This window comes from Luteibacter mycovicinus (assembly GCF_000745235.1).
Taxonomy (GTDB): Bacteria; Pseudomonadota; Gammaproteobacteria; order Xanthomonadales; family Rhodanobacteraceae; genus Luteibacter; species Luteibacter mycovicinus.
The window spans coordinates 840,757-864,974 of record NZ_JQNL01000001.1; the positions used below are offsets into that span (position 1 = coordinate 840,757).

Genomic DNA, 24,218 nt, shown 5'->3' on the forward strand with positions numbered 1-24,218 from the left:
GCCGGGAAACGGTGCGTTCAGCCCAACCGACCCGCGCGACGGGCCGCGCGCCAGGCCCGCAGAGCCGTCGCCGGTCCCGTGCGCGACTGCCGACGGTGCAGTTCGGCGAAAGGTTCGGCGGCTTTGGCCGCGCCTCGGGCCGTCGCCAGGGCCGTACGGCCCTCGAGTCCGCGGAACGTGCTCAGCGGCTGATTCAGGGCCAGCGCGGCCTTCAGACCGGCGGCGAGTTCGGTCAGCTGGGCGCGGATGGCGTCGCGCCGGGCCGGCGTATCGTCTTTCAGCTGACCTCGCGACAGGCTGTGCCTCGCCAGGCGCGACATCGGCAACGGCAGGCGTTCGCGCTCCGCATCGAGTTCCAGGCGCGAGAGCGCGAAGACCAGGTGCGACAGCGTGGCCACCCGTGACGCCGCCTCGGCAGATGCATCAGGGCCGAACCACCACGCGGTTTCGAGCGTCGCCAGCGCGCCATGCAGACCGCTGGCCGCCGTCACCTGGGCGCCGAAGTCCGACGAGGTGCCCTGCTCGAGCTGGGCCATCGCGGCCAGCACGGGAGCGATCCAGACCGACGCAGGTATACGACGCGCGCGCTCGCTCGCAAACAGTTGCTTGGTCAGCGGATGCCGGCCGCCACTGGCGGACGCGCCGGAGAGTTCTTCGGCCCACCACTGCAGCTTGGCCGCAGCCACCTGCGGCTCGCGGATGCCGTAGGCGGACGCGATCAGTTCCTGTTCGAAGGCGGCAAGCGCCACGTGCTCGTCGCGCACGCGCTCGTCGACGAAACCGAGCGCGATGCGCTGCTGCGGCTGCACCGCCAGCCACTTGTCGATATAGCTCTGGGTCGCGCCGTCGCTCACGCCACCGCCTCCCCGACGCCCAGCAGCGCGGCCAGTTCGCCCGGGTGATCGATGACCGCGTCCGCACCCCAGCTGTCGGGATCGCCACCATCGAGGTAGCCCCAGCGCACAGCCACGGTGAACGAGCCGGCCGCCTTGCCGGCAAGGATGTCGCGACGATCGTCGCCGACGAACACCGAACGGGCGGGATCGCAGCCGGCGATCGCATACGCGTGCAATACGGGCGCCGGGTCGGGCTTCTTCACCGGCAGCGTATCGCCGGAGACCACCGCGGCGGGCTTCCAGTGCGGTACCGCCTGAGGCAGCAGCGCATCCGTCAGGAACCCGGGCTTGTTGGTCACGACGCCCCAGCGGATACCGGCCGCGTCGATACCGGCGAGCAGCGGTTCGACGCCGTCGAACGGAATCGTGTGGCGGGCCATGTTCGCTTCGTAGATCGCGAGGTAACGCGGCACGAGCCGCATGATCGCGTCGGCGTCGAGCTCCGGAAAAGCCACCGCGATGATCGCGCGCGATCCACGCGACACCACCGGGCGGACGTCGTCGTAAGACGGTGGCGTCACGCCCTTCTCCGCACACAGGTCGACGGCGGCGGCGTACAGATCGCGCGCGCTGTCGAGCAAGGTGCCATCCAGATCGAAGAACACACCTTCCGGCTTGAACGGCAGTCCGCTCACGCGACCTTCCTCGCCGCCAGCACGTAGTTCACCGACGTATTGGACGACAGGCTCGCGTTGCGCGTGAGCGGATTGTAAGCGAGGCCACGCAGGTCTTCGAGCTCGAGGTCGAAGCGGCGCAGCATGCCCGCGACTTCCGACGGCTTGAGGAACTGCGCGTAGTGATGCGTACCGCGCGGCAGCAGACGCATGAGGTATTCCGCGCCGACGATCGCCGCGCCGAATGCGGCCGGCGTGCGATTGAGCGTCGACAGAAAGAGCTGGCCGCCCGGCTTGAGCATGCCGGCGAGGTCCCGGATCAGCACCAGCGGATCAGGCACGTGCTCGATCATCTCCATGCAGCAGACCACGTCGAACGAGGCAGGTTCGGCCGCGGCCAGGGCATCGGACGACTGCACGCGATAATCGACCTGAAGGTTGGACTCGAAGAGGTGCAGCTTCGCAATCTCGATCAGCTTCGCGCCGAGATCGATCGCGGTGACATGGGCTCCCGCGCGCGCCAGCGCTTCGCTGAGCAACCCACCGCCGCAGCCCACGTCGGCGACCTTCGCGCCGCGCAGGTTCGCACGGCCACCGACATACGCGGCACGCACCGGGTTGAGGTCGTGCAGCGGGCGCGATTCACCATCGGGATCCCACCAGCGCGCAGCGAGCTTTTCGAAGCGGGCGATCTCTTCCGGACTGACGTTGGCGGTGGTTTCGGTTTGCATGATTCAAGCCTCCGGAAAACGGCGGAAACGCCATTCGTGGACGGTGAGCGTGGAAGAACCGGTGATGTGCAACGGGTCGGCGTGCGCGATGCGTGTCGCCTCGTCGAGGCTGGCGGCACGCAGCAGGTAGGCTCCGCCGGACCCGTCCGTGAACGGGCCGGTCATGTCGAGTTCGCCGCGCTCGATCAGTCCGGCGAGAAACGTCTGGTGCGCCTGCCCCGCCTCGGCCTGGAAGGTCGGGTTGCGCATCGCCATCACGAGGTAGAGGTGGGTCGCCTCACTCATCGGGCTGATCCCCGGCGGCGATACGCTGGCGCCAGAAACGCGCTTTTTCGCGGATCGCGGCGGTATCGATGCCGACGAGCTCACCGGCGACGAGCTTGCGCTGGCCGTCGATCCACACGTCGCTCACCTGATGACGGCCGGTGGCGTACACGAGCTGCGAGGCCACGTGGTAGAGCGGCTGCGTCTCGAGGGCATCCAGGCGAACCGCGGTCAGGTCGGCGCGCTTGCCCGGCTCGATGGAGCCGACGCGGTCGCCGAGGCCGATGGCCTTTGCGCCGTTGAGCGTCGCGGCGCGAAGCGCGAAGGCGGCGTCGAACGCCGCGGCGTCCTGCGCGACGGCCTTGGCCAGCATCGCCGCCGTGCGCATCTCGCCGAACATGTCGAGATCGTTGTTGGACGCGCAGCCATCGGTGCCGATGCAGACGTTGACGCCCGCGGTGCGCAGCTTCTCCGCCGGGCAGAAGCCGGATGCCAGCTTGAGGTTGGACTCCGGACAATGCACGACCGACACGCCCGCCGCGGCACACGCCGCGATCTCGCCATCGGTGAGCTGGGTCATGTGCACGGCGACCAGCCGCTCGTTGACGATGCCGAGCTTACGCAGACGTTCGAAGGGACGCATGCCGTCCTTCGCGACGGCCTCCTCCACTTCCTGCGCGGTCTCGTGCGTATGCAGATGCACCGGGATATCGAGCTGGTCGGACAGCACGCGGATGCGCTCGAAATTTTCGTCCGACACCGTATACGGCGCGTGCGGCACGAAGGCCGTGGTCAGCAGCGGCTCGCCTTGCAGGGAATCGTGGACCTCGACCGCGCGACTGAAGTATTCATCGGAGGTCTTCGCCCAGGGCGTCGGGAAATCGATGACCGGCAGGCCGATGACGGCGCGAAAGCCCATCTTGCGATAGGTCGCGGCGATCACGTCGGGGAAGAAATAGTTTTCGTTGGCGCAGGTGGTGCCGCCGCGGATCATCTCGGCCACGGCCAGTTCCACGCCGTCACGGATGAAGTCGTGTCCCATCACGCGCGCTTCGGCCGGCCAGATGTGCTCCTGCAGCCAGGTCATCAGCGGCAGGTCGTCGGCCAGACCGCGCAGCAGAGTCATGGGGTTGTGCGTGTGGGCGTTGATCAGGCCGGGGATCAGCGCGTGTTCTTCGAGGATGACGCGCTCTTCGGGCGCGTACGCCGCGCGGGCCTCGTCGGCAGGCAGGATCGCGACGATCTCGCCGCCGTGCACGGCGACGGCATGGTCGTCGAGGACCACGCCATGCGGCTCGATGGGAACGACCCAGCGGGCTTCGATAAGAAGGTCGATCGGTGTGGGGCTGGAAGTCATTTCTGCCTCAGGGATGCGGGGTACCAGGACTCTCGGAACATATCGGGCGCAAACCCCATAAACAAATCGGCACGGCGCCTGGAAGGCAGCCGTGCCGATTCGACCAACAGACGCCGTGCCTTACTTGACGCGGCTGTCGTACTCGCCGGTGCGGGTATCGACCTTGATGATTTCGTCCTGATTGACGAACAGCGGCACGCGGACCACGGCACCGGTCTCGAGCGTGGCCGGCTTGCCGCCGCCGCCCGAGGTATCGCCACGGACGCCCGGATCGGTCTCGGTGATCTTCAGCTCGACGAACTTCGGCGCCTGCACGGCGATGATATTGCCGTTGAAGAGGGTGATGACGCACTCTTCGTCGCCCTTGAGCCACTTCCACGCGTCGCCCATCGCCGCCAGGCTGGCGCGGTGCTGGTCGTAGGTCTCGCTCTGCATGAAGATCCATTCGCGATCGTTGCCGGTGCCCTCGACGTACGAGAAGCTGGCATCCGTATCGACGGCATCGGCCTCTTCGTACGAGTCGCTCGACTTGAGCGTCTGCTCGGTCGTGCGACCGTCCTTGAGGTTGCGGATACGGATACGGGTAAACGCCTGGCCCTTACCCGGCTTGATGAAGTCCGCTTCGGTGATGATCCAGGGATCGCCGTTGTGGATGATCTTCTTGCCCGTTTTGACGTCGTTGAGGCCCAGCATGCCCATCTGTATCTGCTCCAGAGTTATATCCGCCCCGCTGGGCGGCTAAAATAGGGTCTGTCACGGGCCACAGCGCCCGATCCAAGGTCCACAATGATAACCGCAAGCCCCACTTCCCGCCTATCGTCGCCTTCCCCGGGCTGGCGCGAGCTGTGGCGGGACGCCATCACGGACGCCGGCGAGCTCCTGCGGGCCGTCGGCCTCGGCGGGCGCACCGACCTTCTGCCCCCCGACGACGCCGGGTTTCCCCTGCGTGTGCCCCGCGGTTTCGCGGCCCGGATGCGTCAGGGGGACGCCAGCGACCCCCTCCTGCTCCAGGTACTCCCGCGCCGCGCCGAGCACGATATGGCCGAGGGCTTTACCGTGGACGCCGTGGGCGACATGGCCTCGCGGACGGGCCACGGGGTGCTGCACAAGTACGATGGACGGGCCCTGCTGATCGCCAGCGGCAGCTGCGCGGTCAATTGCCGGTACTGCTTTCGCCGGCACTTCCCGTACGGAGAAGAAATCGCCGCCGCCGCCCAGTGGCGGGAGGCCCTCACGCATGTGAAGGCCGACCCGTCGATCCGGGAGCTGATCCTGTCCGGCGGCGATCCCCTGTCACTGGCCACGCACAAGCTCGCCGAACTCACCCGGGGCCTGGCGGAAATGCCTCACGTCATCCGCCTGCGCATCCACACGCGCCTGCCGGTCGTGTTGCCGGAGCGGGTGGACGACGAGTTCACGACCTGGCTGTCCAGCCTGCCGCTGCAGAAGGTCGTGGTCCTGCACGCCAACCACGCCAACGAGTTCGACGCCTCGGTCGATGCCGCCTGCGCGCGCCTTCGCGATGCTGGCGCCACCCTGCTCAACCAGTCGGTCCTGCTTCGCGGCATCAATGACGATGCGGATATTCTCAGTGACCTGTGTGAGCGGTCCTTCGCCGCCGGGGTGCTGCCCTATTACCTGCACCAGCTGGACAAGGTGGCGGGGGCCGCCCATTTCGAGGTCGACGATGAGACGGCTCTGCGCCTCGTCGACGCCCTGCGTGCAAGGCTTCCCGGGTACCTCGTCCCAAAACTCGTGCGTGAATTGCAGGGCGACCCTTCGAAGCGCCCCATTGCCGATTTCGCGCGCTAGTATGTCCCCTACCCGGTACGAGAGTGACCGGGCCGCGACAAGGGGGGAGCGGGCCGGTTCACGGGTTCGTCGGGTGGAACAGCGGTAAGCGGAACGGCATGAAACACGACAACGTCATCAGGATCCTCTTCATCGAAGACTCGGTGGAAGACGCCGAGCTTTTGATCAACGTACTGCGCAATGGCGGCATCGCCGTGCGCCCCGCCCGGGCGGTCGACGCGGCGGGCATCCAGGCCTCGCTCGACGAGCTCGTGCCCGACCTGGTGCTTCTGAATCCGAACGTGCCCGGCATCGATGCCGGTGCCGTCATGCGCCAGCTCGATGCCAGCGGCCGCGACCTCGCGCTCATCGCCATCGTCGATGGCCTGCAGGACGATGCGGTCGCCGATCTCTTCGCCAACGGCTGCCGCGGCGTGGCATTGCGCAAGCGCCCGGACCAGATCCTTGCGATCGTCCTGCGCGAGTTCGAGTCGCTCTCGACGCGGCGCCAGGTGCGTCGCCTCGAGACGTCGCTGCGTGAGACCGAGCGACGCTGCGACTCCCTGCTCGATTCGTCGCGCGATGCCATCGCCTACGTGCACGAAGGCATGCACGTGCGTGTGAATCAGGCCTACCTCGATGCCTTCGGCTTTGCCGACTTCGACGACATCCTGGGCCTGCCCATCCTCGACCTGATCGCCGGTACGCACGCGGACGACTTCAAGACGACGCTGCGCGGCCTTTCCAGGGGCGACAAGTCGCCCCCGCCGATCGAACTGCTGGCGCGCCGCGATGACGGCAGCACCTTCACCGCGATGGTGGAATTCGCCCACGCCACCTTCGAAAGCGAAGCCTGCCTGCAGATCGTCTTCCGTCAGCAGATCGTCGACGCCGCACTGGTCGCCCAGCTGCAACGCGACCCGGTCACCGGCCTGTTCAATCGCGCGCGCACCCTGGAGCACGTGGATGAAGCCGTGGCTGCCGCGGCCGCCGGCCGCGAGGGCCAGGCCGTCCTGCTCATCGAGCCGGACAACTGGAAGGACATCGTCACCAGCGCCGGCATCGGCAACGCGGATTCCCTGCTGGCGGCCATCGCCACGCGCATCGCGGAATCCATCGACGACGATGACGTCGCCGGCGTCCTTGGCGACCACACGCTCGGCCTGATCCTCGGGCCGCGCGGCGATCTGGAACACGCGGCTCTCACCGAGCGCCTGCGCACCGCGATCTCCGAGCACATCTTCGATGCGGGCTCCCGCTCGCTGACCGTCACGATCACCATCGGCGGCACCCTGCTGGCCGAGAAGAACGCCAACAGCGACACCGTGCTCGACCAGGCCAGCGCAGCGCTTCGCAACGCCCAGAACCAGGGCGGCAACCGGGTCGAACTGCACGACCCGAGCGCACGCGAGAAGGCCGACGCCGAGCGCGAGCAGTACTGGCTCGACCTGGTCCGCGACGCGCTGGCGAAAGACGGCCTGCGCCTCTATCACCAGCAGATCATCAGCCTGCAGGATGCCGCCGGCGAGTTCTACGAGATCCTGGTCCGCATGCGCGGGCCCAAGGGCGATGTCCTGCCGTCGTATTTCTTCCCGGTGGCGGAGCGTAACGGCCTGCTGCCCGCGATCGACCGCTGGGTTTTGGGGCATGCCATCGACGCGCTGGTGCATCGCGAGAACGACGGTCTGACGACCACGTATTTCGTAAAGATGACCCAGCAGTCGCTGGAAGACCGCGATCTGCTCCCCTGGCTCTGTCGGCGTCTGGATACGGCCAGGCTGCGTCGCAGCACGCTGGTCATCGAGATGCCGGAATCCAAGGTGCTCACCAGCCTGCGCCCGACCCAGGAATTCGTCTCGGCGTGGCGCAAGGCGGGCGGCAAGTTCGGCATCGAACAGTTCGGCTCCGGCCTCAACTCGTTCCAGATGCTCAATCACATCGAAGCCGACTTCCTCAAGATCGACCGCAGCTTCATGACGGATCTCCCGCAGCACCCGGAAAATCAGAAGAAGATCGCGGAGATCTGCAAGGAAGGCCACACTTCGGGCAAGCAGACCATCGCCGAATGGGTCGAGGACGCGGTGAGCACCTCACTGCTGTTCGCCTGCGGCGTGGACTTCGTGCAGGGCAACTTCCTGCAGGAGCCCGCCAAGGTGCTGGCCGAGGAATACATGCCGGTCTGACAACGAAAAAGCCCGCGATCGCTCGCGGGCTTTTTCGTGTGCCTTGCGGCAGCCGATTACTCGGCGGCGGCAGCGGCGGCAGCGGCCTTCTTGGCGACCTTCGCAGCGGCGGCGGCGGCGATGTCTTCCTTGATGCGGGCAGCCTTACCTTCGAGACCACGCAGGTAGTACAGCTTGGCGCCGCGGACCTTACCCTTGCGCTTCACTTCGACCGAGTCGATGGCGCGGCTGTGCGACTGGAACACGCGCTCCACGCCGGTGCCGTGCGAGATCTTGCGCACGGTGAAGGCGGAGTGCAGGCCGCGGCTGCGCTTGGCGATGACGATACCTTCGAACGCCTGTACGCGCTCGCGGTTACCTTCCTTCACCTTGACGTTGACGATCACGGTGTCGCCAGGACCGAAATCCGGCAGCTGGCGGGTGATCTGCTCGGCTTCGAACTGTTGGAGGAGTTTGTTCATGGCACACCTGTCAATTTTTGTTACGGCGGTCGTTTCCGGCCGCACCGTTTGGCCGTTCGTATTCACGGCGGAATTCATCAAGCAATGCCCTCGATTCATCATCGAGCGCACGCTGCGTTAGCAGATCCGGCCGGCGCAGCCAGGTACGACCCAGCGACTGTTTTCGACGCCAGCGGCGAATAGCCGCGTGATCGCCGGAAAGCAGCACCTCCGGCACGCCGCCCCAGGCATCGTGATGCTCGGGACGGGTGTAATGCGGGCAATCCAGCAGACCATCCGAGAAGGAGTCCTGCTGGGCGGATTGCGCGTCGTTCAACGCACCTTCCTGAAGACGACCCACCGCGTCGATAACCACCGCTGCGGCAAGCTCCCCGCCAGACAGCACATAATCGCCGATTGAAAGCTCTTCGTCGACCTCGTGCTCCAGCAGGCGTTCGTCCACGCCCTCGTAACGTCCGCAGATCAGGGCGATTCGCGGCATGTTTGCCAGCGCCTCGGTCCTCTTCTGCGTCAGCCGCGCACCTTGCGGGCTGAGATAAATCACGTGCACCGGTTCCGGTGCCGCCTCACGAACCGCTGCGAGCGCCGCTCGCAAAGGGTCGATCAGCATCACCATGCCCGGCCCACCGCCAAAAGGGCGGCCGTCCACGGTGCGATGCCTGTCGGGAGCGAAATCGCGGGGGTTCCAGGTTTCCACCTGTAACAACTCGCGTTGCTGCGCCCTTCCGACCACCCCGACCGCGGCCGACTGGCGGACGAAATCGGGAAACAACGAAACCACATCGATACGCATGACCTGGATTCGTCGCCTTAGAACTCGGGGTCCCAGTCCACCACGATGCGGGCGCTGTCGAAATCGATAGCGTGCACGTAAGGGCCCTGGACGAACGGAATCAGGCGTTCCTTGTCACCATCCTTCACCACCATGACGTCGTTGGCGCCGGTGGCGAACAGGTGATTCACCCGACCGAGAACGACGTTTTCCGTGGTAACGACCTCGAGGCCTTCGAGGTCGGTCCAGTAGAACTCGCCCGGAGCGGGAGGCGGCAGCACATCGCGCGAGACCGTGATCTCACAACCGATGAGGGCTGTCGCCTGATCGCGATCCTCGACGCCCGGAAGGCTGGCCACGAGACCTTTGCCCTGCGCGCGTCCACGGACTCCGCCGATTTCCTTTTCCACACCCGGCGCGGTGAGCAGCCATGGCTGGTAGCGGAAGATCTGGATGCGGGGCTCGGTCCAGCTTTCGAGCTTGACCTGGCCCTGCACACCGTAGAGCCCGACAATGCGCCCCAGACGGACGCGCTTACCGGACTCCGTCGACATCAAGCAGCCAGCTTGCCGGCTTCCTTCACGAGGGCACGGACCTTGTCGGTCAGCTGCGCACCCTTGCCGACCCAAGCCTGGACCTTGGCGACGTCGAGCTCGAGACGCTTATCAGCGCCCGAAGCGACCGGGTTGTAGTAGCCGACACGCTCGATGTTACGACCGTCGCGCGGGCTGCGCTGGTCGGTCACAACGATGTGATAAAACGGACGGCCCTTGGCGCCACCGCGCGAAAGACGAATCTTAACCATATTACGAGCTCCAGAATGCCGTGTGCCGGCAAGGCGCGCGCGAGAAGCGGGCGCGGTAAACCCGGCATTTTAGCGAAAGTTGTAGAAAATGGAAGGGGTTCAGCGCATCGGCGGCAAACCGCCGCCCATACCGCCCATACCCTTCATCGCCCCACGCATCTGACGGAGGAGACCCTTGCTGCCGCCCTTGGACAGCTTGGACATCATCTTTTCCATCTGCATGTACTGCTTCAGCAGGCGGTTGACGTCCGCCGGCTGCGTGCCCGAACCACGCGCCACACGGGCTTTGCGCGATCCGTTCAGGAGATCGGGGTGCCGACGCTCCTTCTTCGTCATCGAGCCGATGATAGCGACCATGCGCTTCAGCTCGTTGTCGTTGACCTTGGACTTGACGCTGTCCGGGATGTTGCCCATGCCGGGCAGTTTGTCCATGAGACCGGCCAGGCCGCCCATGTTCGACATCTGCTCGAGCTGGTCGCGCATGTCGTTCAGATCGAAACGCTTGCCCTTGATGACCTTCTCGGCCAGCTTCTGGGCTTTTTCCTGGTCGACCTTGCGCTCGACTTCCTCGACCAGCGACAGGACGTCGCCCATGCCGAGGATGCGCTGCGCGAGGCGATCGGGATGGAACGGCTCGAGGGCGTCGGACTTCTCGCCCGCACCGAGGAACTTGATCGGGCGACCCGTGATGTAGCGCACCGACAGGGCGGCGCCGCCACGGGCGTCACCGTCCGTTTTGGTCAGGATCACACCGGTCAGCGGCAAGGCGTCGGAGAACGCCTTGGCCACATTGGCCGCATCCTGACCGGTCATCGAGTCGACCACGAACAGGGTCTCGATGGGGTTCAGGGCACCATGCAGCGCCTTGATCTCGTCCATCATCGCGTCGTCGATATGCAGACGGCCCGCGGTATCGACCAGCAGCACGTCCATCACTTCGCGACGGGCGGCGGCAACCGCGGCCTTCGCGATATCGACCGGATTCTGGCCGGCTTCCGACGGGAAGAAGGTGACGTCGACCTGCTCGGCCAGCGTGCGCAGCTGCTCGATGGCGGCGGGACGATACACGTCGCAGCTGACCACCATGACGCGCTTCTTCTTCCGCTCCCTGAGGAAACGGGCCAGCTTGCCGACCGTGGTGGTCTTACCCGCACCCTGCAGACCGGCCATCAGAACGATGGCGGGAGGCGTGGCGGCGAGATTCAGCTCAGTGTTGGCCTGACCCATGACCGCGGTCAGTTCGTCGCTGACGACCTTGATGAGCGCCTGGCCCGGCGACAGGCTCTTCAGAACGTCCTGGCCGACGGCGCGGACCTTGACCCGCTCGATCAGCGCCTTCACCACAGGCAGGGCCACGTCGGCCTCGAGGAGGGCGATGCGGACTTCGCGCAGGGTTTCGCGAATGTTTTCCTCGGTCAGCCGGCCGCGACCACGCAGGCGGTTGACGGTATCGGAGAGGCGATTACTGAGCGATTCGAACATGGCGAGTCGGGTCGGCGATGCTGTAAACAACGAATTATAGCTGACGCGGGACGCGCAAAGGGCTTGGGCGAGCAAATGCCACTGTGTCGCATTCACGACCCCGGGCGGCTATGCCACACTCCGCAGTCATGATCGTCACCGCCCTTACGCTGGCCGCCATCGCCCTCTACCTGTCCGCCGCCGGTGTCCTCGCGCGGCCACTGGTCACGGGCGGGCAGCCGCTCGCCCGTGCGGGCGCCCTGCTGGCGACCGTCGCCGCCCTCGCCCACGGCGCCGTCCTGCTCAGTGCTCACCGCGGCACGCTGGATCTGCATTTCTTCGCCGCCCTGTCGCTGGTCGCCTGGATCGCCTCGGCGCTGACCCTGGCGGTCAACCTGTCCCGGCCGGTCGCGGGGCTGGGCATCCTGATCTTCCCGCTCTCCGCGATCTTCCTGGCGGTCGATACGTTTCTGGCGCCTCACACCGCGCCCGGCATCATGACCTGGCAGATCGAGCTGCACGTCACCATCGCCGTGCTGGCCTTCGGCATCCTGTCGATCGCCGCCGCCCTGGCCATCCTGCTGGCGATTCAGGAGCGCGCACTGCGCCGGAGCAAGTTCGGCCACTGGCTGCGCGCCCTGCCCCCGCTCACGCTGACCGAAGTACTGCTGTTCCGTCTGATCGCGGTCGGCTTCGTGCTGCTCACGCTGACCCTGGTGACCGGCGCCCTGTTCGTCGGCGACCTGTTCGGGCAGCACCTCGTCCATAAGACGGTGCTCTCGATCATCGCCTGGATCGTCTTCGGGGTCCTGCTCTGGGGACGGTGGCGCTACGGCTGGCGCGGCATTCGTGCCGTGTACTGGACGCTGGCCGGCATGGCGTTCCTGCTGCTGGCATTCTTCGGCACCAAGGCGGTGCTGGAGCTCATCCTGCACCGCACGGCATAAGCGCGCGCGTCCTTGCGCCCTCGCGGCTTACGTGTCCCGGCTCGCATCCAGGGCCTGTGACAACCGCTCGACCCCGATGACTTCCATGTCGCCCACGCGACCACGCCTGGGCGCGTTGGCGGCCGGCACGATGGCACGACGAAAACCGTGCGTCGCCGCTTCCTTCAGCCGCTCCTCGCCATTGGGCACCGGGCGGATCTCGCCGGACAGACCGACTTCACCGAAGGCGATGGTCTTTTCGGGCAGGGGACGATCGCGCAGGCTGGACAGCACCGCCATGATCACCGGAACGTCGGATGCCGTCTCCTGAACACGAATACCGCCGACCACGTTGACGAAGACGTCCTGGTCATATGCCGCCACACCGCCGTGGCGATGAAGGACGGCGAGCAACATGGCCAGACGGTTCTGCTCCAGCCCCAGCACCACGCGCCGGGGGTTACCCAGTGACGACTGATCGACCAGCGCCTGGACCTCGACCAGCAACGGCCGTGTGCCTTCGCGGGTCACCATGACCGCACTGCCGGGCGTGGGGCCCGCATGGGCGGAAAGAAAAATGGCCGAAGGGTTCGGGACTTCGCGCAGACCTTTCTCGGACATGGCGAACACGCCCAGCTCGTTGACGGCGCCGAAGCGGTTCTTGAACGCGCGCAGCACGCGGAAACGGCTGCCCGACTCGCCTTCGAAATACAGGACGGCGTCGACCATATGCTCAAGCACGCGCGGTCCGGCGATGCCGCCCTCTTTCGTCACATGGCCGACCAGAAAGACCGAGGTGCCGGTTTCCTTGGCGAACCGCGTGAGCTTGGCGGCGGACTCGCGCACCTGGCTGACGGACCCCGGTGCGGCGGTGAGCATCTCGGTCCAGATCGTCTGGATCGAGTCGATCACCAGGACGCGCGGCCGCGCAGTCACCGCCTGCTCGAGAATCCGCTCGATGCAGGTTTCCGCCAGTGCATGCAAAGGCGCCAGCGGTAAATCGAGGCGCTGCGCGCGGCTCGCCACCTGACTCAGCGATTCTTCGCCCGTGACATACAGGCTTGGCAACACGGCACCCAGCGTGCCGAGCATCTGCAGCAGCAGGGTCGACTTGCCGATCCCCGGATCGCCGCCGATAAGCACCACCGACCCGTCGACCAGACCGCCGCCGAGCACGCGATCGAGCTCGCCTATGCCGGTATTCGTGCGGGCTTCGGCCGTCAGCAGGACCTCGGTGAGTGGCGTGATCCTCGGCGCGCCCGCGGCATCCCCCGCATAACCGCCGCGCCGGGCACCCGGCGATGACACCGCCGCGGGCTTGGCGGGCTGCACGACGAATTCGGTGAGAACGTTCCATTCGTTGCATTCAGCGCACTGGCCCTGCCATTTGCTGTGCTCGGCACCGCACTGGGTGCACACGTAAGCGGTCTTGGCCTTGGCCATCGTCGGGGAATTCCGTGAAGTGGATGAGGCTGTATCGCACAGCGCTGTCGCAGGGACCGATACGCGGGTGACGCTCGCTCAGGTTTCGTCTTCGACGAACAGTACCCGACGGGTCATGCCACAGGTCAGGTCATACGAGATCGTACCCGCCGACGCCGCCACCGTCTCGACCGGAAGCTCGTCACCCCACAACGTCACGCGGTCGCCGGTACGCGCTTCGGGTATGCCGCGCAGGTCGATCGTGATGAGATCCATGGAGACCCGGCCGATCAGCGGCGCCAGGCGGCCATGGATCGACACCGGCGTGCCGGGGGCGGCACTGCGTGGATAACCATCCCCGTAGCCGATGGCGGCCACGCCGACCGGCATGTCTTCAGGGCACTCGTAGGTGCCGTTGTAGCCGACACGCTCCCCCTTTGCGAGGCGATTGATCGCTACGAGACGGGTGGCGAGGGTCATGACGGGACGGAAGCCGAAATCGCTACCGGATTTGCCCTCGACCACGGAAAGTCCGTAGAGCAGGCCGCCTGTGCGAACCCAGTCGGCGCGCGCATCCGGCCAGCCGAGCACCGCGGCGGAGTTGGACAGCGCTCGCGGGCCGTCGAGTCCTTCGGTCGCCGCGCGGAACCGGGCGATCTGCAAGGCGGTCTCGCGCCCCTCGAATTCCTCCGACGACGCGAAATGCGTCATCAGTCCCAGCTCAGGGTCGATGGCTGGCATGGCCGACAAAGCCGCATGCACCTCACGTGCACGCACCGGATCGAAACCGAGCCGGTGCATGCCCGTGTCGACCTTGATCCAGACCCGCAGCGGACCTCGCGAAGGATCGGCTTTCGCCAGCCAGGGCAGCTGGGCATCGTGATGAATCAGTGCGTCCAGCCGAAGGCGCTGCATTTCCGCGATATCGGACGACGTGTCGGGGCCGGAGAGAACGACGATGCGCTGCCGGTGACCGGCCGCGCGAAGCCGCAGACCATCCGCAATGGCCGCGACCGCAAAGGCCTCGGCCTCGCCATCCAGTGCGCGGGCCACGCGCTCGAGGCCATGCCCGTACGCGTCGGCCTTCACCACCGCCATGACTTTCGCGGTACCCGCCAGTGCCCGCACGCGAGCGAGGTTATGGCGCAGGGCACCGAGATGGATGGTGGCGACGGTGGTACGGCTCATGGGCTTGAATGCGGCGACGCTGACGAAGAAGACTGCCCAGTCTAGCCGGATCGACCGGGCAGCCGTGTGGCGCGAGGGTGGCGGTTACCGGCCGGTCAGCGCGCCAGGTCGAAGTTTTCCGACGAGATCCAGCCACGGTTGCCGTGCTCGTCCTCGACCTCCCAGATGACTCCGACCTTGTCGCCCGTCGGATAGACCGTCATGCCGGGCTCGAGCGAGCGCACGGCCTTGCCCTTCATGCTGGACGTGGCGAACATGCGCGTCGCCACGCGAACCGTGCCGGACTGCCGCACATTCGCTGCGGACGCGTTGCCCGGCATGCCGCCCATTTCGTTGACCAGCTTGGTGTAGGCATCGAGGTAGGCCATGGTGATGACCTGGCCGATCGTGGTGTTGGCGTAGCCACCGATGCCGGCGCCGCCCATACCCTGACTGCCGAAGAACGAGCCGCGGGCCCCGAGGCCGATGTCATTCTTCTCGCCATGGCCTTCCGCCATCGCGACCTGCTCGGACGAGCGCACATCGGTGACGGTGAGCACCACGTCCGACGTCTTGGAACTGATGTTGATGGAACCGACGAGGCGCCCGGCACCACCTCCGATCAGACCACCCGCCAGCGCGCCTAGCGCGCTGCCGCCGGCATTGCCATTGGCCGAAACCAGATCGGGGACCATGACATAGTCCGCCGCCTTGACCTGCCCCTTGCCGACGTTGGCGCCACCACGGAGTTCGCCTCCGGCCGCGAGCGCACGCTCGCGCATCGCCGCGCTCATGCCCGTGCCGCGATCCACCAGTGTGAAGCAGCCGGACTTGTTGACGAACACCTTGATGAGTTTGGTCGGCGACGGCAGCTGCTGCTGCGTCCACCAGTGCACGTCGCCCTCGGGCTCGAGCACCGAGATGCTTCCGAGCTTGCGTGCGCATTTGGGAATGGCGGCGACCTTTGCTTCGTGCTCCTTCTGCGTTTTGGCGACGAGCGGGTTGGTGGCGGCGCACGCGGAAAGCGTAAGGGTGAGGCCAAGCGCAAGCGACGCCACACCGGCGTGCCTGAAGGTAATTTCCATGATGGATTCTGTCCTGATGCGTCCGGCCCTGAACGACCTTGACCCTGCCCGGACGCACGCGGGAAAAGGCCGTCGAATGAGCGGACGATGCTAGCGATCAGGTAGGCATGCGTCTGTTGGGCGTTGTCCTAAAATGGTGTAGGAATTTGCCAACGCGTTAATCGGTCGCCGCCGCCAAAGCGGCATCGACGGCTTTCTGAGCAAGCGGCGCCATCACGGCGTAGCCCTTCGCGTTCGGATGCAACCCATCGTCCGTCAAGTCGACCTTCAGGGCGCCCGCGCCGTCCGACATCGCCGGCGCGTAATCGAGCAACACGAGATGCTCCGCTCCCGCGTACTGACGGATCCACGCATTCAGGGCGAGAATCGCCGAGGGCGGCCGGCGCACCGTCTGATCCTTGATGACCGCATCGCTGACGGGCAGCAACGAAGCGAGGACGACATGGATACCATGCGCCCGGGCCAGCTCGGTCATCGACGACAGATTGTCCTCGATCATGCCCAGCGACGACGCGCCGGTGTTACCCGCGATGTCGTTCGTCCCGGCGAGGATCACCACGACCGCCGGCTTCAGGGCGATCACGTCGGCGCGAAAGCGAACCAGCATCTGTGCCGTCGTCTGGCCGCTTATCCCGCGGTTGATGTAGCCCCGTCCCGGGAAGAACTCGCCGATGGGCCGACCCCAGAAATCGGTGATCGAGTCGCCGAAGAAGATGACGCGCTTCTCCCCGGCTCTGGGCGGCGGATAAGTTGCGTTGTCCTTCGCGAACCGCGCCAGCAGCGGCCAGTCGTTGAGGCGCTGCTCGATGTCCGCGCGCTGGTCGGCCGTGGGGTGGTCGGGCAGTGCGATACGTTCGGCCGCCGACACGTCGGTGGCGAGCATGAGCAGCGACATTCCCCAGAACCTAAGCCTCATGACCCCATCCCCGACACATGAAAGACAACCAAAGCAGCAAGCTAGTCGAACGACCCCACGTAGGATTCCGGCGTCCAGTTCTCGAACTTGGTGTAGTGACCGAGGAAGGCCAGCTTCACCGTGTCCGTCGGACCGTTACGCTGCTTGCCGATGATGATTTCGGCCAGGCCCTTATCGGGCGATTCCTTGTTGTAGTACTCGTCGCGGTAGATGAACATGATGACGTCGGCATCCTGCTCGATAGCGCCGGACTCGCGAAGATCGGACATCATCGGACGCTTGTCGGCGCGCTGCTCCAATGAGCGGTTCAGCTGCGACAACGCGATCACCGGCACGTTGAGTTCCTTCGCCAGCGCCTTGAGGCCGCGGGAAATTTCCGAGATTTCCGTCGCGCGGTTTTCGCTGTTGCCGGGCACCTGCATCAGCTGCAGGTAATCGATCACGATCAGGCCCAGCCCGTGTTCGCGCTGCAGACGACGCGAACGCGAGCGCATTTCCACCGGCGACATGGCTGGCGTGTCGTCGATGAAGATCTTCGCATCGGAGAGCATGGTGATCGCCGACGTGACGCGCGGCCAGTCTTCTTCGGCCAGATCGCCGTTTCGCAGGTGCTGCGCATGCACGCGACCGAGCGACGAGATCAGACGGAAGGCCAGCTGTGAGGCCGACATTTCCATCGAGAACACCGCGACGGCCTTCTTGCCGCGCATCGCCGCCGCTTCGGCGAGGTTGAGTGCGAACGCCGTCTTACCCATCGACGGGCGAGCCGCGATGATGACCAGGTCGGACGGCTGCAAGCCCGAGGTCAGTTCGTCGAGATCGGTAAAGCCGGTGGACAGACCGGTCAGCTGGCCGCGCTTTTCATAGCGCTCGGTCAGCATGCGGAAGGCCTCGCCCACGGCTTCGCGTACGGAGACGATGTCTTTCTTGCCGCGCGCGCCCGATTCCGCGATACGGAACACGCGCTGCTCGGCGAGCTCCATCACCTCCTGAACGCTTTTGCCTTCGGGACGGAAACCGTCCTCGGTGATCGACGTACCCGCGTCGATCAGCATGCGCAGTACCGACTTTTCGCGCACGATATCGCCATAAGCGGCGATATTGGCTGCGCTGGGCGTGGAGTTGGCCAGTTCCATCAGGTAGCTGGCACCGCCGACCATCTCGGCCATTTCGTTGGCGACGAACCAGTCGCCCAGCGTGATGGCGTCGCAGGGCATGCCCTTGTTGGCCAGCTCGTTGATGGCGCGCCAGATCAGACGATGATCCTTACGGTAGAAGTCGTCGTCGGTCAGCTTGTCGGCCACCTTGTCCAGCGAGTCCGGAGACAACATCAGGCCACCCAGGACGGCCTGTTCCGCCTCGATGGAGTGCGGCGGGATGCGAAGGGACTCGAAAGCGCTGGGCTCGCGCTCGCGGCGGCGCTTGCGGTCGCCGCGCTCACCGCGCTCGCCACGCTCTGGATTGAAGGACATCGTTTACCTCGTCATGCCGTCGGCTGATGACCCGGGCCCGGGTCGCCGTGACGCCATGATACGCGCCCCGGTCGCAAACCTTGAGAGGATAAGTCTGTGGATAACTTGTGGGTTATCCCATCAGCGCGGCGCCTGGCCGAAGCGGTATTCGCCGATGAGCCAGAGTTTTCGCTCATCGACGCCGTGGGATGAGGCACGGTAATCGCCATATTGGATGTCCAGCGTCAGGCCCCTGGCCAGCCCTACCAGCACGCCCGCGTCCAGTTCACGGCCCAGCAGCGCACCGCCCTTCTCTGCCCGGAAATGCCGCGACGTGACCTGCCAGCTTATCTTGCGGCCCGCATCGACGCTGCCGAGGACACCGACGTAGCGTTCGCGTAAGCCGGTGCGGGGAATGCGGAAAGCCACCACCCAGCCGTTGAAGGCGCGAGCCGCGCCGTAGGCGACGTTGACCGCGTTGCGCCCGTTGCCGTCAAGCTTTTCCTCACCGGCGCGCCCGGAAAGTGCTGGCAGGCCGTAGCTCACCTCGAACAGGTGGTAGCCGAGGCTGAACCGCGCGGGGTTATTCGCGTAGTCGTACTGACGGGCCACGTCCACGGTCCAGCCCAGTTTCGCCGCGCTGGCAGCGGGCTGGTAGGAGCCCGTCCAGCGCGCGCCGACCGTCTTCGTGGAGTTGGCGGCCACCGTGTCGTTGCGGATGAAATAACCGTAGGCGGCCAGCTTACCTACCGGCAACGCCTGATCCAGGTGCAGCAGGTGCGCTGCGAGCTTCCACCGACGCTGGTCACGGTCGTGAAAATCGAACCCAGGCGTACGGTTCGCGCGGCCGAGCCAGTAGTAGCGCAGGTCGGCTCCCTGCCACGCTTTCCAGGACAGCTGCACACCGTCGTAGGATTGCAGGTTCTGCCGCCATGGGTTGTTGCTTATGAAACGGCCGGCATCGAGAAGCACGTACTGGCGTCCAGCGCGCGCGGCGAAAGCATCGTCGCGGTACTCCGCCCACGCATTGGACACGCCGGTGGAGGCGGGATCCGCTTCGGTGGGATAGGGGGTGATACGGGCCGAGCCATCATCGTATTGCTGACCGAACAGCGCCCACGTGCGGGTGCCTTCGCCGTAAACGCTCCAGCCGTTGCCGATCACCCAGTGATAGCCAAGCTGCGTGCGCAACGTGTTGGCGTGACCTCGCTTAGGCGCACCGTCGGAATGGAGATTGCTGTAACGGTAGCGTGCCTCGATGTAGGGCGCGCTTTCCGCCTCGACCGGCTCATCGGCAGCCCAGGCCGACATTCCCATGATCGAACCGCCAGCCACGCCCATGCATGACCGCCACCACCACTTGCCCATGACCGCTCGCTTGCTGACTGCGCAAAAGGCGTGACTTTAGGTGGGGGAGTTGGCGGGAGCCAATGGGAGGCGGACGGGATTTGACGGAAGCCGCGCTGGGTGGGGCTTTGGCTGGGGGAGGCGGACGCCTGGCGATGACGGATGCTGCGTTGGCTTGTGAGATGTTACGCAAATTGAGGGTTGCCGCTTCGCCGCTTCGTTGGCTGTCGCCAGCAGGGCTGGCTCCTACAGGAGCACGGAAGGATGGGCGCCTGCCGGAGCAAGGAACGGCGGCTCCTGCCTGAGGATGGAATGGCTGGCTCCTGCCGGAGCACGGAAGGGCTGGCTCCTGCCGGAGCGCGGCATGTCCGAGTCCATCGGCGCGAGGCAAAAAAAACGGGCGCCACAAGGGCGCCCGCTTCGGTGTTGCCGGTAGCCGGTGCTTACGCGCCGACGACCTTGACCTTGACCGTCTGCTGGATATCGGCGTGGAGCACGATGGTGACATCGTATTCGCCGGTGTTGCGGAACGGGCCTTCGGCCTGGATCACTTCGCTCTTGTCGACTTCGTAGCCCTTGGCGACAAATGCCTCGGCCACGTCACGCGGGGTCACCGAGCCGAACAGCTTGCCTTCCGGCGAAGCGTTGACTTCGATGGTGACTTCCGCGCCGTCGAGCTTGGCGGCACGACCCTCGGCGCCGGCCAGCTGTTCCTTGGCCTTGGCTTCGTACTCGGCACGACGTGCTTCGAACGCTTCGAGGTTGGCGGCGGTCGCGCGAGCGGCCTTGCCGGTCGGGAGGAGGAAGTTACGACCGTAACCCGGCTTGACGCTGACCTTGTCGCCGAGGTTGCCGAGGTTCTTCACCTTCTCGAGGAGAATGAGTTCCATAAATATTCCTTACTTTCGTTAGCACGGGTTGGGCCCCATGCAGCCAGGACGGTTGTCCGAAATGAGACGCCTGAAAAATCAGACGTCGTGGTTGTCGGTGTAAGGCAGCAGCGAGAGGAAGCGAGCGCGCTTGATCGCGGTCGCCAGCTGACGCTGGTAGCGGGCCTTCGTGCCGGTGATGCGGCTCGGGACGATCTTGCCGTTCTCGGTCACGTACTGACGCAGGGTGTTGAGATCCTTGTAATCGATCTCTTTCACGCCTTCAGCGGTGAAGCGGCAGAACTTACGGCGGCGGAAGAACTTGGACATGTCTGTGATCCCCGATTAGTCGTCGCTGTCGCGATCGTTGTCGTTGTCGCGACCACCACGGCGGTCGTCGCCGTCGCTGTCGTCGTCACGGCGACGCGAACCCTTCTGCTCATCCTTTTCCTTGCTCTTCAGGATGAAGGACGGCTCGGTGTCGGCTTCGTCGCGGCGGACCACGAGGTGGCGCAGGACAGCGTCGTTGAAACGGAAGCCCGTCTCGAGCTCGTTGAGGGCGTTCTGCGAAACCTCGATGTTCAGCATCACGTAGTGAGCCTTGGCGAGGTTGGCGATCGGGTAAGCCAGCTGACGGCGGCCCCAGTCTTCCAGACGATGGATCGTGCCGTTGTCGCCTTCGATCAGCGCCTTGTAGCGCTCGATCATGGCGGGCACCTGTTCGCTCTGGTCCGGATGGACCAGGAACACGACTTCGTAATGACGCATGGTGACTCCTTGTGGATGCACCCCTTCCGGGGATGGCAGCCTCCCGCGACGTGCGGTGAGGCAAGAAGACCCTCCTTTGGGGAGGGCCAGCCGCGCATTGTAAGGAGATTCAGGGGGCTACCGCAAGCGGAGGCGCAGCCGCCGCTGGGCAGGAGCGAGCCTTGGCCGCGAAATCCCGTCCCCGGGCCCGGGAGCTGGCGCGGACGGCTTGGCATGAGGCATCGCGCGCTCCTACCGGCGAGGCTTACGAGACGGTGAAGCTTTCGCCGCAGCCGCATTCGCCGGTGGCGTTGGGGTTGTGGAAGACGAACGAGGCGTTCAGGCCCTGGCGCTGGAAGTCGATCAAAGTGCCGTCGACCAGGGGCAGGCTCTTCGGGTCGACCACGACGCGGATCCCATCGATATCGAGCACCTGGTCCTCGGCGGCGATGGCGCCGGCCAGGTCGACCACGTAGCCGAAGCCCGAGCAGCCCATTCGCTTGACGGAGAAACGCACGCCCGCGGCCTCAGGTGCCCGGGACAGGAAGGCTCGCATGCGGTCGGAGGCGGCGGGAGTGATCTGGATGCTCATGAAATCGTTTTATTACCGTGATATACCCGGGAACGGTGCCGTTCACGTGACCCTTACATTATCATGCAAGGTCGCGTCCCACGCGCCCTCCCTATGTGCGGCGCCTTTTCTGGAGTTTCAATCGATGACGGTGGTAAGCGTCAAGCAGGCCCTCGCCGGCGGTACGACCGCAGGCGAACACGAAGTCACGGTCCGCGGCTGGGTGCGCACCCTGCGCGAGTCCAAGGGTGGCCTCTCCTTCGTTAACGTGAGCGATGGCTCCTGCTTCGCCCCCATCCAGGTGGTCGCCACCTCGGATCTCGCCAACTACGAGACCGACGTTAAGCATCTTTCCGCCGGCGCCGGCGTGATCGCCACCGGCAGGCTCGTGCCTTCGCAGGGCAAGGGCCAGGCGTTCGAGATCCAGGCCACCCGCATCGACGTCACCGGTTTCGTCGAGAACCCGCTCACCTACCCCATTCAGCCAAAGCAGCACTCGATGGAGTTCCTGCGCGAGGTCGCCCACCTGCGCCCGCGCACCAACCTGTTCGGGGCCGTCACCCGCGTCCGCCACACCATGATGATGGCGATCCACCGGATCCTGACGGAGCAGGGCTTCTTCTGGATCAACACGCCGATCATCACCACCTCCGACGCCGAAGGCGCCGGTGACATGTTCCGCCTTTCCACGCTCGACCTGGCCAACCTGCCGCGCGACGACAAGGGCGGCATCGACTGGAAAAAGGACTTCTTCGGTCGCGAGGCCTTCCTCACCGTGTCCGGCCAGCTCAACGTCGAAGGCTATGCCATGGCGATGAGCAAGGTGTACACGTTCGGCCCCACCTTCCGCGCCGAAAACTCCAACACCACGCGCCATCTGGCCGAGTTCTGGATGGTCGAGCCCGAAGTGGCCTTCGCCGACCTGAACGACAACGCCGATCTGGCCGAGCTGTTCCTCAAGGGCATCTTCAAGGCCGTGCTGGACGAGCGCCAGGACGATATGGCGTTCTTCGCCGAGCGCGTGCAGCCGGACGCCATCACGCGCCTGGAAGCGTTCATCGCCAAGCCGTTCGAGCGCATCCAGTACACCGAGGCCGTCGAGATCCTGCAGAAGTCCGGAAAAAAATTCGAACACCCGGTCGCCTGGGGTATCGACCTGCAGACCGAGCACGAGCGCTACCTCGCCGAGGAACATATCGGCCGTCCCGTGGTCGTCATGAACTACCCCGAAGAGATCAAGGCGTTCTATATGCGCCTCAACGACGACGGCAAGACCGTGGCGGCCATGGACGTCCTCGCACCCGGCATCGGCGAGATCATCGGCGGTGCTCAGCGCGAGGAACGCCTGGACTACCTCGACCGCCGCATGGACCAGTTCAAGCTCGATAAGGACACCTACAACTGGTACCGCGACCTGCGCCGCTACGGCACCGTGCCGCATGCCGGCTTCGGTCTGGGCTTCGAGCGCCTGCTGGTCTACGTCTGCGGCCTGGCCAACATACGTGACGCCATCCCCTACCCTCGCGCGGCAGGGAGCGCCGAGTTCTGATCATTCCCCGACTGAAGACCATGCCCCCACACGTCGTACGTCCCCTGTTGATCGCCGTGGCCCTGCTGGGCCTCGCCGCCTGCCATACGATGGGCGCGATCGTGCCGCCGAACTTCCGTCCGCCGGAAAAAACGACGGCCGCGATCGACGCCGCACGCAAGTCGCTCGAAGACGCCTCGCCGTGCTGTGGCAGCTTCGCCGACCTCTCCTACCAGGACATGCTGCCCTGGCAGCCGCAGCGGTTCGAACTGACGAAGGACAGCCCGGTCGCCAATCTCAACGGCGACCGCAGCTACTTCCTCGCGTTCCGCCTGCCGGCGGGCGCGCAGATGCCGTACACGATCGCGCTGAAAGCCGAACTCAACGGCCGCTGGCTCAGCTCCAGCTACCTCTTCGCCCCGACCATGGTGCTGCTGGACGACGCCTTCCAGCCGCTGCACGCGGAAGACATCCAGCTCTGCGAATACATGGGCTGGACCAACGAGACGACGGGCGCCTTCGGCAAGTTCAAGGTCGAAGACGACAAGGCGCGCTACCTGGTCGTGTATTCGTCGGCCAAGCAGCAGAAGAGCCAGACCTACTGGGAGCAGTCGCCCAGCAGCTTCTCGGCGGAAGCGCCCGTCAAGATGAGCTCGGCGGGAAGCTTCAAGATCCCGCACGGCCCGGACGGCGTGCTGTTCCTGGGCATGCAGAACGATACGTACAAGAAGGCGATCGGCAACGCCGTCTGCTCGAAGGCGTCGCAGGGTAACGGCGTCATATCGACCATTCGCGATGTGGTGACCACCGATCTTCTCGGCACCGACGCGAAGAAAAAAGACAAGGACAGCTGA

The 24,218-nt window shown here is 65.5% G+C and carries 26 protein-coding genes; 5 read left to right on the forward strand and 21 right to left on the reverse strand.

The window, feature by feature from the left end; all coding sequences use genetic code 11:
• Nucleotides 1–17: 17 nt before the first annotated feature.
• The 6 genes from FA85_RS03870 to efp all read right to left on the reverse strand — a co-directional run bounded on the left by FA85_RS03870 (nucleotide 18) and on the right by efp (nucleotide 4,561).
• The gene (locus FA85_RS03870) at nucleotides 18–854 is read right to left on the reverse strand and encodes a squalene/phytoene synthase family protein (RefSeq protein WP_036111737.1); all 837 of its coding nucleotides are present in this window, start codon (nucleotides 852–854) and stop codon (nucleotides 18–20) included.
• Nucleotides 851–1,531 carry an HAD family hydrolase gene (locus FA85_RS03875; protein WP_036111735.1) on the reverse strand — a complete coding sequence of 227 codons (681 nt, stop codon included), beginning with the start codon at nucleotides 1,529–1,531 and terminating at the stop codon, nucleotides 851–853. The genes FA85_RS03870 and FA85_RS03875 overlap by 4 nt, the downstream gene beginning before the upstream one ends.
• Nucleotides 1,528–2,241, reverse strand: coding sequence for a bifunctional 2-polyprenyl-6-hydroxyphenol methylase/3-demethylubiquinol 3-O-methyltransferase UbiG (gene ubiG / locus FA85_RS03880; protein WP_036111733.1), 714 nt, complete (start codon nucleotides 2,239–2,241; stop codon nucleotides 1,528–1,530). Before ubiG ends, FA85_RS03875 begins: the two co-directional genes overlap by 4 nt.
• A 3-nt stretch (nucleotides 2,242–2,244) precedes the next feature.
• Nucleotides 2,245–2,526 (reverse strand): YciI family protein, encoded by a 282-nt coding sequence (locus FA85_RS03885; RefSeq protein ID WP_036111730.1) that lies wholly within the window; start codon nucleotides 2,524–2,526, stop codon nucleotides 2,245–2,247.
• Complete coding sequence (locus FA85_RS03890; RefSeq protein WP_036111728.1) at nucleotides 2,519–3,862, reverse strand: TRZ/ATZ family hydrolase; 1,344 nt, start codon at nucleotides 3,860–3,862, stop codon at nucleotides 2,519–2,521. Before FA85_RS03890 ends, FA85_RS03885 begins: the two co-directional genes overlap by 8 nt.
• 120 nt (nucleotides 3,863–3,982) lie before the next feature.
• Complete coding sequence (efp, locus tag FA85_RS03895; RefSeq protein ID WP_036111726.1) at nucleotides 3,983–4,561, reverse strand: elongation factor P; 579 nt, start codon at nucleotides 4,559–4,561, stop codon at nucleotides 3,983–3,985.
• Nucleotides 4,562–4,648: 87 nt separating this feature from the next.
• On the opposite strand from efp, the gene epmB reads away from it, so the two are divergent.
• Nucleotides 4,649–5,674 (forward strand): EF-P beta-lysylation protein EpmB, encoded by a 1,026-nt coding sequence (gene epmB / locus FA85_RS03900; protein ID WP_036111724.1) that lies wholly within the window; start codon nucleotides 4,649–4,651, stop codon nucleotides 5,672–5,674.
• A 98-nt stretch (nucleotides 5,675–5,772) separates the two neighbouring features.
• On the forward strand, nucleotides 5,773–7,836 hold the full coding sequence (locus FA85_RS03905) for an EAL domain-containing response regulator (protein ID WP_036111721.1): 2,064 nt from the start codon (nucleotides 5,773–5,775) through the stop codon (nucleotides 7,834–7,836).
• Between the two features lie 56 nt (nucleotides 7,837–7,892).
• On the opposite strand, the gene rplS is transcribed toward FA85_RS03905, so the two are convergent.
• The 5 genes from rplS to ffh form a co-directional block, all read right to left on the reverse strand.
• Nucleotides 7,893–8,297 (reverse strand): 50S ribosomal protein L19, encoded by a 405-nt coding sequence (gene rplS, locus FA85_RS03910; RefSeq protein ID WP_036111719.1) that lies wholly within the window; start codon nucleotides 8,295–8,297, stop codon nucleotides 7,893–7,895.
• A gap of 10 nt (nucleotides 8,298–8,307) precedes the next feature.
• A complete protein-coding gene (gene trmD, locus FA85_RS03915) occupies nucleotides 8,308–9,090 on the reverse strand; it encodes a tRNA (guanosine(37)-N1)-methyltransferase TrmD (RefSeq protein ID WP_036111718.1) in 783 nt (260 codons plus the stop codon).
• Between the two features lie 17 nt (nucleotides 9,091–9,107).
• Nucleotides 9,108–9,623, reverse strand: coding sequence for a ribosome maturation factor RimM (gene rimM / locus FA85_RS03920; protein WP_036111715.1), 516 nt, complete (start codon nucleotides 9,621–9,623; stop codon nucleotides 9,108–9,110).
• Nucleotides 9,623–9,874 carry a 30S ribosomal protein S16 gene (rpsP, locus tag FA85_RS03925; protein ID WP_036111712.1) on the reverse strand — a complete coding sequence of 84 codons (252 nt, stop codon included), beginning with the start codon at nucleotides 9,872–9,874 and terminating at the stop codon, nucleotides 9,623–9,625. Before rpsP ends, rimM begins: the two co-directional genes overlap by 1 nt.
• Nucleotides 9,875–9,973: 99 nt before the next feature.
• Nucleotides 9,974–11,356, reverse strand: coding sequence for a signal recognition particle protein (gene ffh / locus FA85_RS03930; RefSeq protein WP_036111710.1), 1,383 nt, complete (start codon nucleotides 11,354–11,356; stop codon nucleotides 9,974–9,976).
• Nucleotides 11,357–11,466: 110 nt separating this feature from the next.
• On the opposite strand from ffh, the gene FA85_RS03935 reads away from it, so the two are divergent.
• Nucleotides 11,467–12,282, forward strand: a complete 816-nt coding sequence (locus FA85_RS03935; RefSeq protein ID WP_428977038.1) for a cytochrome C assembly family protein — start codon at nucleotides 11,467–11,469, stop codon at nucleotides 12,280–12,282.
• A 27-nt stretch (nucleotides 12,283–12,309) separates the two neighbouring features.
• Here the strand turns inward: FA85_RS03935 and radA are convergent, their stop codons facing one another.
• The 10 genes from radA to FA85_RS03985 all read right to left on the reverse strand — a co-directional run bounded on the left by radA (nucleotide 12,310) and on the right by FA85_RS03985 (nucleotide 21,857).
• Nucleotides 12,310–13,704 (reverse strand): DNA repair protein RadA, encoded by a 1,395-nt coding sequence (gene radA / locus FA85_RS03940; RefSeq protein WP_036111704.1) that lies wholly within the window; start codon nucleotides 13,702–13,704, stop codon nucleotides 12,310–12,312.
• 78 nt (nucleotides 13,705–13,782) lie between these two features.
• Complete coding sequence (gene alr / locus FA85_RS03945) at nucleotides 13,783–14,871, reverse strand: alanine racemase (protein WP_036111702.1); 1,089 nt, start codon at nucleotides 14,869–14,871, stop codon at nucleotides 13,783–13,785.
• Between the two features lie 95 nt (nucleotides 14,872–14,966).
• Nucleotides 14,967–15,935, reverse strand: a complete 969-nt coding sequence (locus FA85_RS03950) for a CsgG/HfaB family protein (RefSeq protein ID WP_036111700.1) — start codon at nucleotides 15,933–15,935, stop codon at nucleotides 14,967–14,969.
• A 157-nt stretch (nucleotides 15,936–16,092) separates the two neighbouring features.
• Nucleotides 16,093–16,851, reverse strand: a complete 759-nt coding sequence (locus tag FA85_RS03955; protein ID WP_036111697.1) for an SGNH/GDSL hydrolase family protein — start codon at nucleotides 16,849–16,851, stop codon at nucleotides 16,093–16,095.
• A gap of 41 nt (nucleotides 16,852–16,892) precedes the next feature.
• On the reverse strand, nucleotides 16,893–18,323 hold the full coding sequence (locus FA85_RS03960; protein ID WP_036111694.1) for a replicative DNA helicase: 1,431 nt from the start codon (nucleotides 18,321–18,323) through the stop codon (nucleotides 16,893–16,895).
• Nucleotides 18,324–18,443: 120 nt separating this feature from the next.
• A complete protein-coding gene (locus FA85_RS03965; RefSeq protein ID WP_156108693.1) occupies nucleotides 18,444–19,670 on the reverse strand; it encodes an alginate export family protein in 1,227 nt (408 codons plus the stop codon).
• A gap of 422 nt (nucleotides 19,671–20,092) precedes the next feature.
• On the reverse strand, nucleotides 20,093–20,539 hold the full coding sequence (gene rplI / locus FA85_RS03970; RefSeq protein ID WP_036111689.1) for a 50S ribosomal protein L9: 447 nt from the start codon (nucleotides 20,537–20,539) through the stop codon (nucleotides 20,093–20,095).
• A 78-nt stretch (nucleotides 20,540–20,617) separates the two neighbouring features.
• A complete protein-coding gene (rpsR, locus tag FA85_RS03975) occupies nucleotides 20,618–20,848 on the reverse strand; it encodes a 30S ribosomal protein S18 (RefSeq protein WP_029214018.1) in 231 nt (76 codons plus the stop codon).
• Between the two features lie 15 nt (nucleotides 20,849–20,863).
• The gene (rpsF, locus tag FA85_RS03980; protein ID WP_036111682.1) at nucleotides 20,864–21,286 is read right to left on the reverse strand and encodes a 30S ribosomal protein S6; all 423 of its coding nucleotides are present in this window, start codon (nucleotides 21,284–21,286) and stop codon (nucleotides 20,864–20,866) included.
• Nucleotides 21,287–21,530: 244 nt separating this feature from the next.
• The gene (locus FA85_RS03985) at nucleotides 21,531–21,857 is read right to left on the reverse strand and encodes a HesB/IscA family protein (RefSeq protein ID WP_036111679.1); all 327 of its coding nucleotides are present in this window, start codon (nucleotides 21,855–21,857) and stop codon (nucleotides 21,531–21,533) included.
• Nucleotides 21,858–21,981: 124 nt separating this feature from the next.
• Between FA85_RS03985 and asnS the strand changes: the two genes are divergently transcribed.
• The gene (gene asnS, locus FA85_RS03990) at nucleotides 21,982–23,385 is read left to right on the forward strand and encodes an asparagine--tRNA ligase (RefSeq protein WP_036111678.1); all 1,404 of its coding nucleotides are present in this window, start codon (nucleotides 21,982–21,984) and stop codon (nucleotides 23,383–23,385) included.
• Between the two features lie 20 nt (nucleotides 23,386–23,405).
• On the forward strand, nucleotides 23,406–24,218 hold the full coding sequence (locus FA85_RS03995) for a MalM family protein (RefSeq protein ID WP_051943425.1): 813 nt from the start codon (nucleotides 23,406–23,408) through the stop codon (nucleotides 24,216–24,218).

Excerpts from the sequence above, each read along its gene's own strand:
- rpsF (WP_036111682.1), bottom strand. The coding sequence starts at position 21,286 with ATGCGTCATTACGAAGTCGTGTTCCTGGTCCATCCGGACCAGAGCGAA.
- trmD (WP_036111718.1), bottom strand. The coding sequence starts at position 9,090 with ATGCGTATCGATGTGGTTTCGTTGTTTCCCGATTTCGTCCGCCAGTCG.
- asnS (WP_036111678.1), top strand. The coding sequence starts at position 21,982 with ATGACGGTGGTAAGCGTCAAGCAGGCCCTCGCCGGCGGTACGACCGCA.
- ffh (WP_036111710.1), bottom strand. The coding sequence starts at position 11,356 with ATGTTCGAATCGCTCAGTAATCGCCTCTCCGATACCGTCAACCGCCTG.
- FA85_RS03905 (WP_036111721.1), top strand. The coding sequence starts at position 5,773 with ATGAAACACGACAACGTCATCAGGATCCTCTTCATCGAAGACTCGGTG.
- radA (WP_036111704.1), bottom strand. The coding sequence starts at position 13,704 with ATGGCCAAGGCCAAGACCGCTTACGTGTGCACCCAGTGCGGTGCCGAG.
- ubiG (WP_036111733.1), bottom strand. The coding sequence starts at position 2,241 with ATGCAAACCGAAACCACCGCCAACGTCAGTCCGGAAGAGATCGCCCGC.
- FA85_RS03950 (WP_036111700.1), bottom strand. The coding sequence starts at position 15,935 with ATGGAAATTACCTTCAGGCACGCCGGTGTGGCGTCGCTTGCGCTTGGC.
- FA85_RS03935 (WP_428977038.1), top strand. The coding sequence starts at position 11,467 with ATGCCACACTCCGCAGTCATGATCGTCACCGCCCTTACGCTGGCCGCC.
- FA85_RS03995 (WP_051943425.1), top strand. The coding sequence starts at position 23,406 with ATGCCCCCACACGTCGTACGTCCCCTGTTGATCGCCGTGGCCCTGCTG.
- rpsR (WP_029214018.1), bottom strand. The coding sequence starts at position 20,848 with ATGTCCAAGTTCTTCCGCCGCCGTAAGTTCTGCCGCTTCACCGCTGAA.
- efp (WP_036111726.1), bottom strand. The coding sequence starts at position 4,561 with ATGGGCATGCTGGGCCTCAACGACGTCAAAACGGGCAAGAAGATCATC.
- FA85_RS03960 (WP_036111694.1), bottom strand. The coding sequence starts at position 18,323 with ATGTCCTTCAATCCAGAGCGTGGCGAGCGCGGTGAGCGCGGCGACCGC.
- rplI (WP_036111689.1), bottom strand. The coding sequence starts at position 20,539 with ATGGAACTCATTCTCCTCGAGAAGGTGAAGAACCTCGGCAACCTCGGC.
- rpsP (WP_036111712.1), bottom strand. The coding sequence starts at position 9,874 with ATGGTTAAGATTCGTCTTTCGCGCGGTGGCGCCAAGGGCCGTCCGTTT.
- alr (WP_036111702.1), bottom strand. The coding sequence starts at position 14,871 with ATGAGCCGTACCACCGTCGCCACCATCCATCTCGGTGCCCTGCGCCAT.
- FA85_RS03985 (WP_036111679.1), bottom strand. The coding sequence starts at position 21,857 with ATGAGCATCCAGATCACTCCCGCCGCCTCCGACCGCATGCGAGCCTTC.
- rimM (WP_036111715.1), bottom strand. The coding sequence starts at position 9,623 with ATGTCGACGGAGTCCGGTAAGCGCGTCCGTCTGGGGCGCATTGTCGGG.
- FA85_RS03885 (WP_036111730.1), bottom strand. The coding sequence starts at position 2,526 with ATGAGTGAGGCGACCCACCTCTACCTCGTGATGGCGATGCGCAACCCG.
- FA85_RS03890 (WP_036111728.1), bottom strand. The coding sequence starts at position 3,862 with ATGACTTCCAGCCCCACACCGATCGACCTTCTTATCGAAGCCCGCTGG.
- FA85_RS03955 (WP_036111697.1), bottom strand. The coding sequence starts at position 16,851 with ATGAGGCTTAGGTTCTGGGGAATGTCGCTGCTCATGCTCGCCACCGAC.
- FA85_RS03965 (WP_156108693.1), bottom strand. The coding sequence starts at position 19,670 with ATGGGCAAGTGGTGGTGGCGGTCATGCATGGGCGTGGCTGGCGGTTCG.
- rplS (WP_036111719.1), bottom strand. The coding sequence starts at position 8,297 with ATGAACAAACTCCTCCAACAGTTCGAAGCCGAGCAGATCACCCGCCAG.
- epmB (WP_036111724.1), top strand. The coding sequence starts at position 4,649 with ATGATAACCGCAAGCCCCACTTCCCGCCTATCGTCGCCTTCCCCGGGC.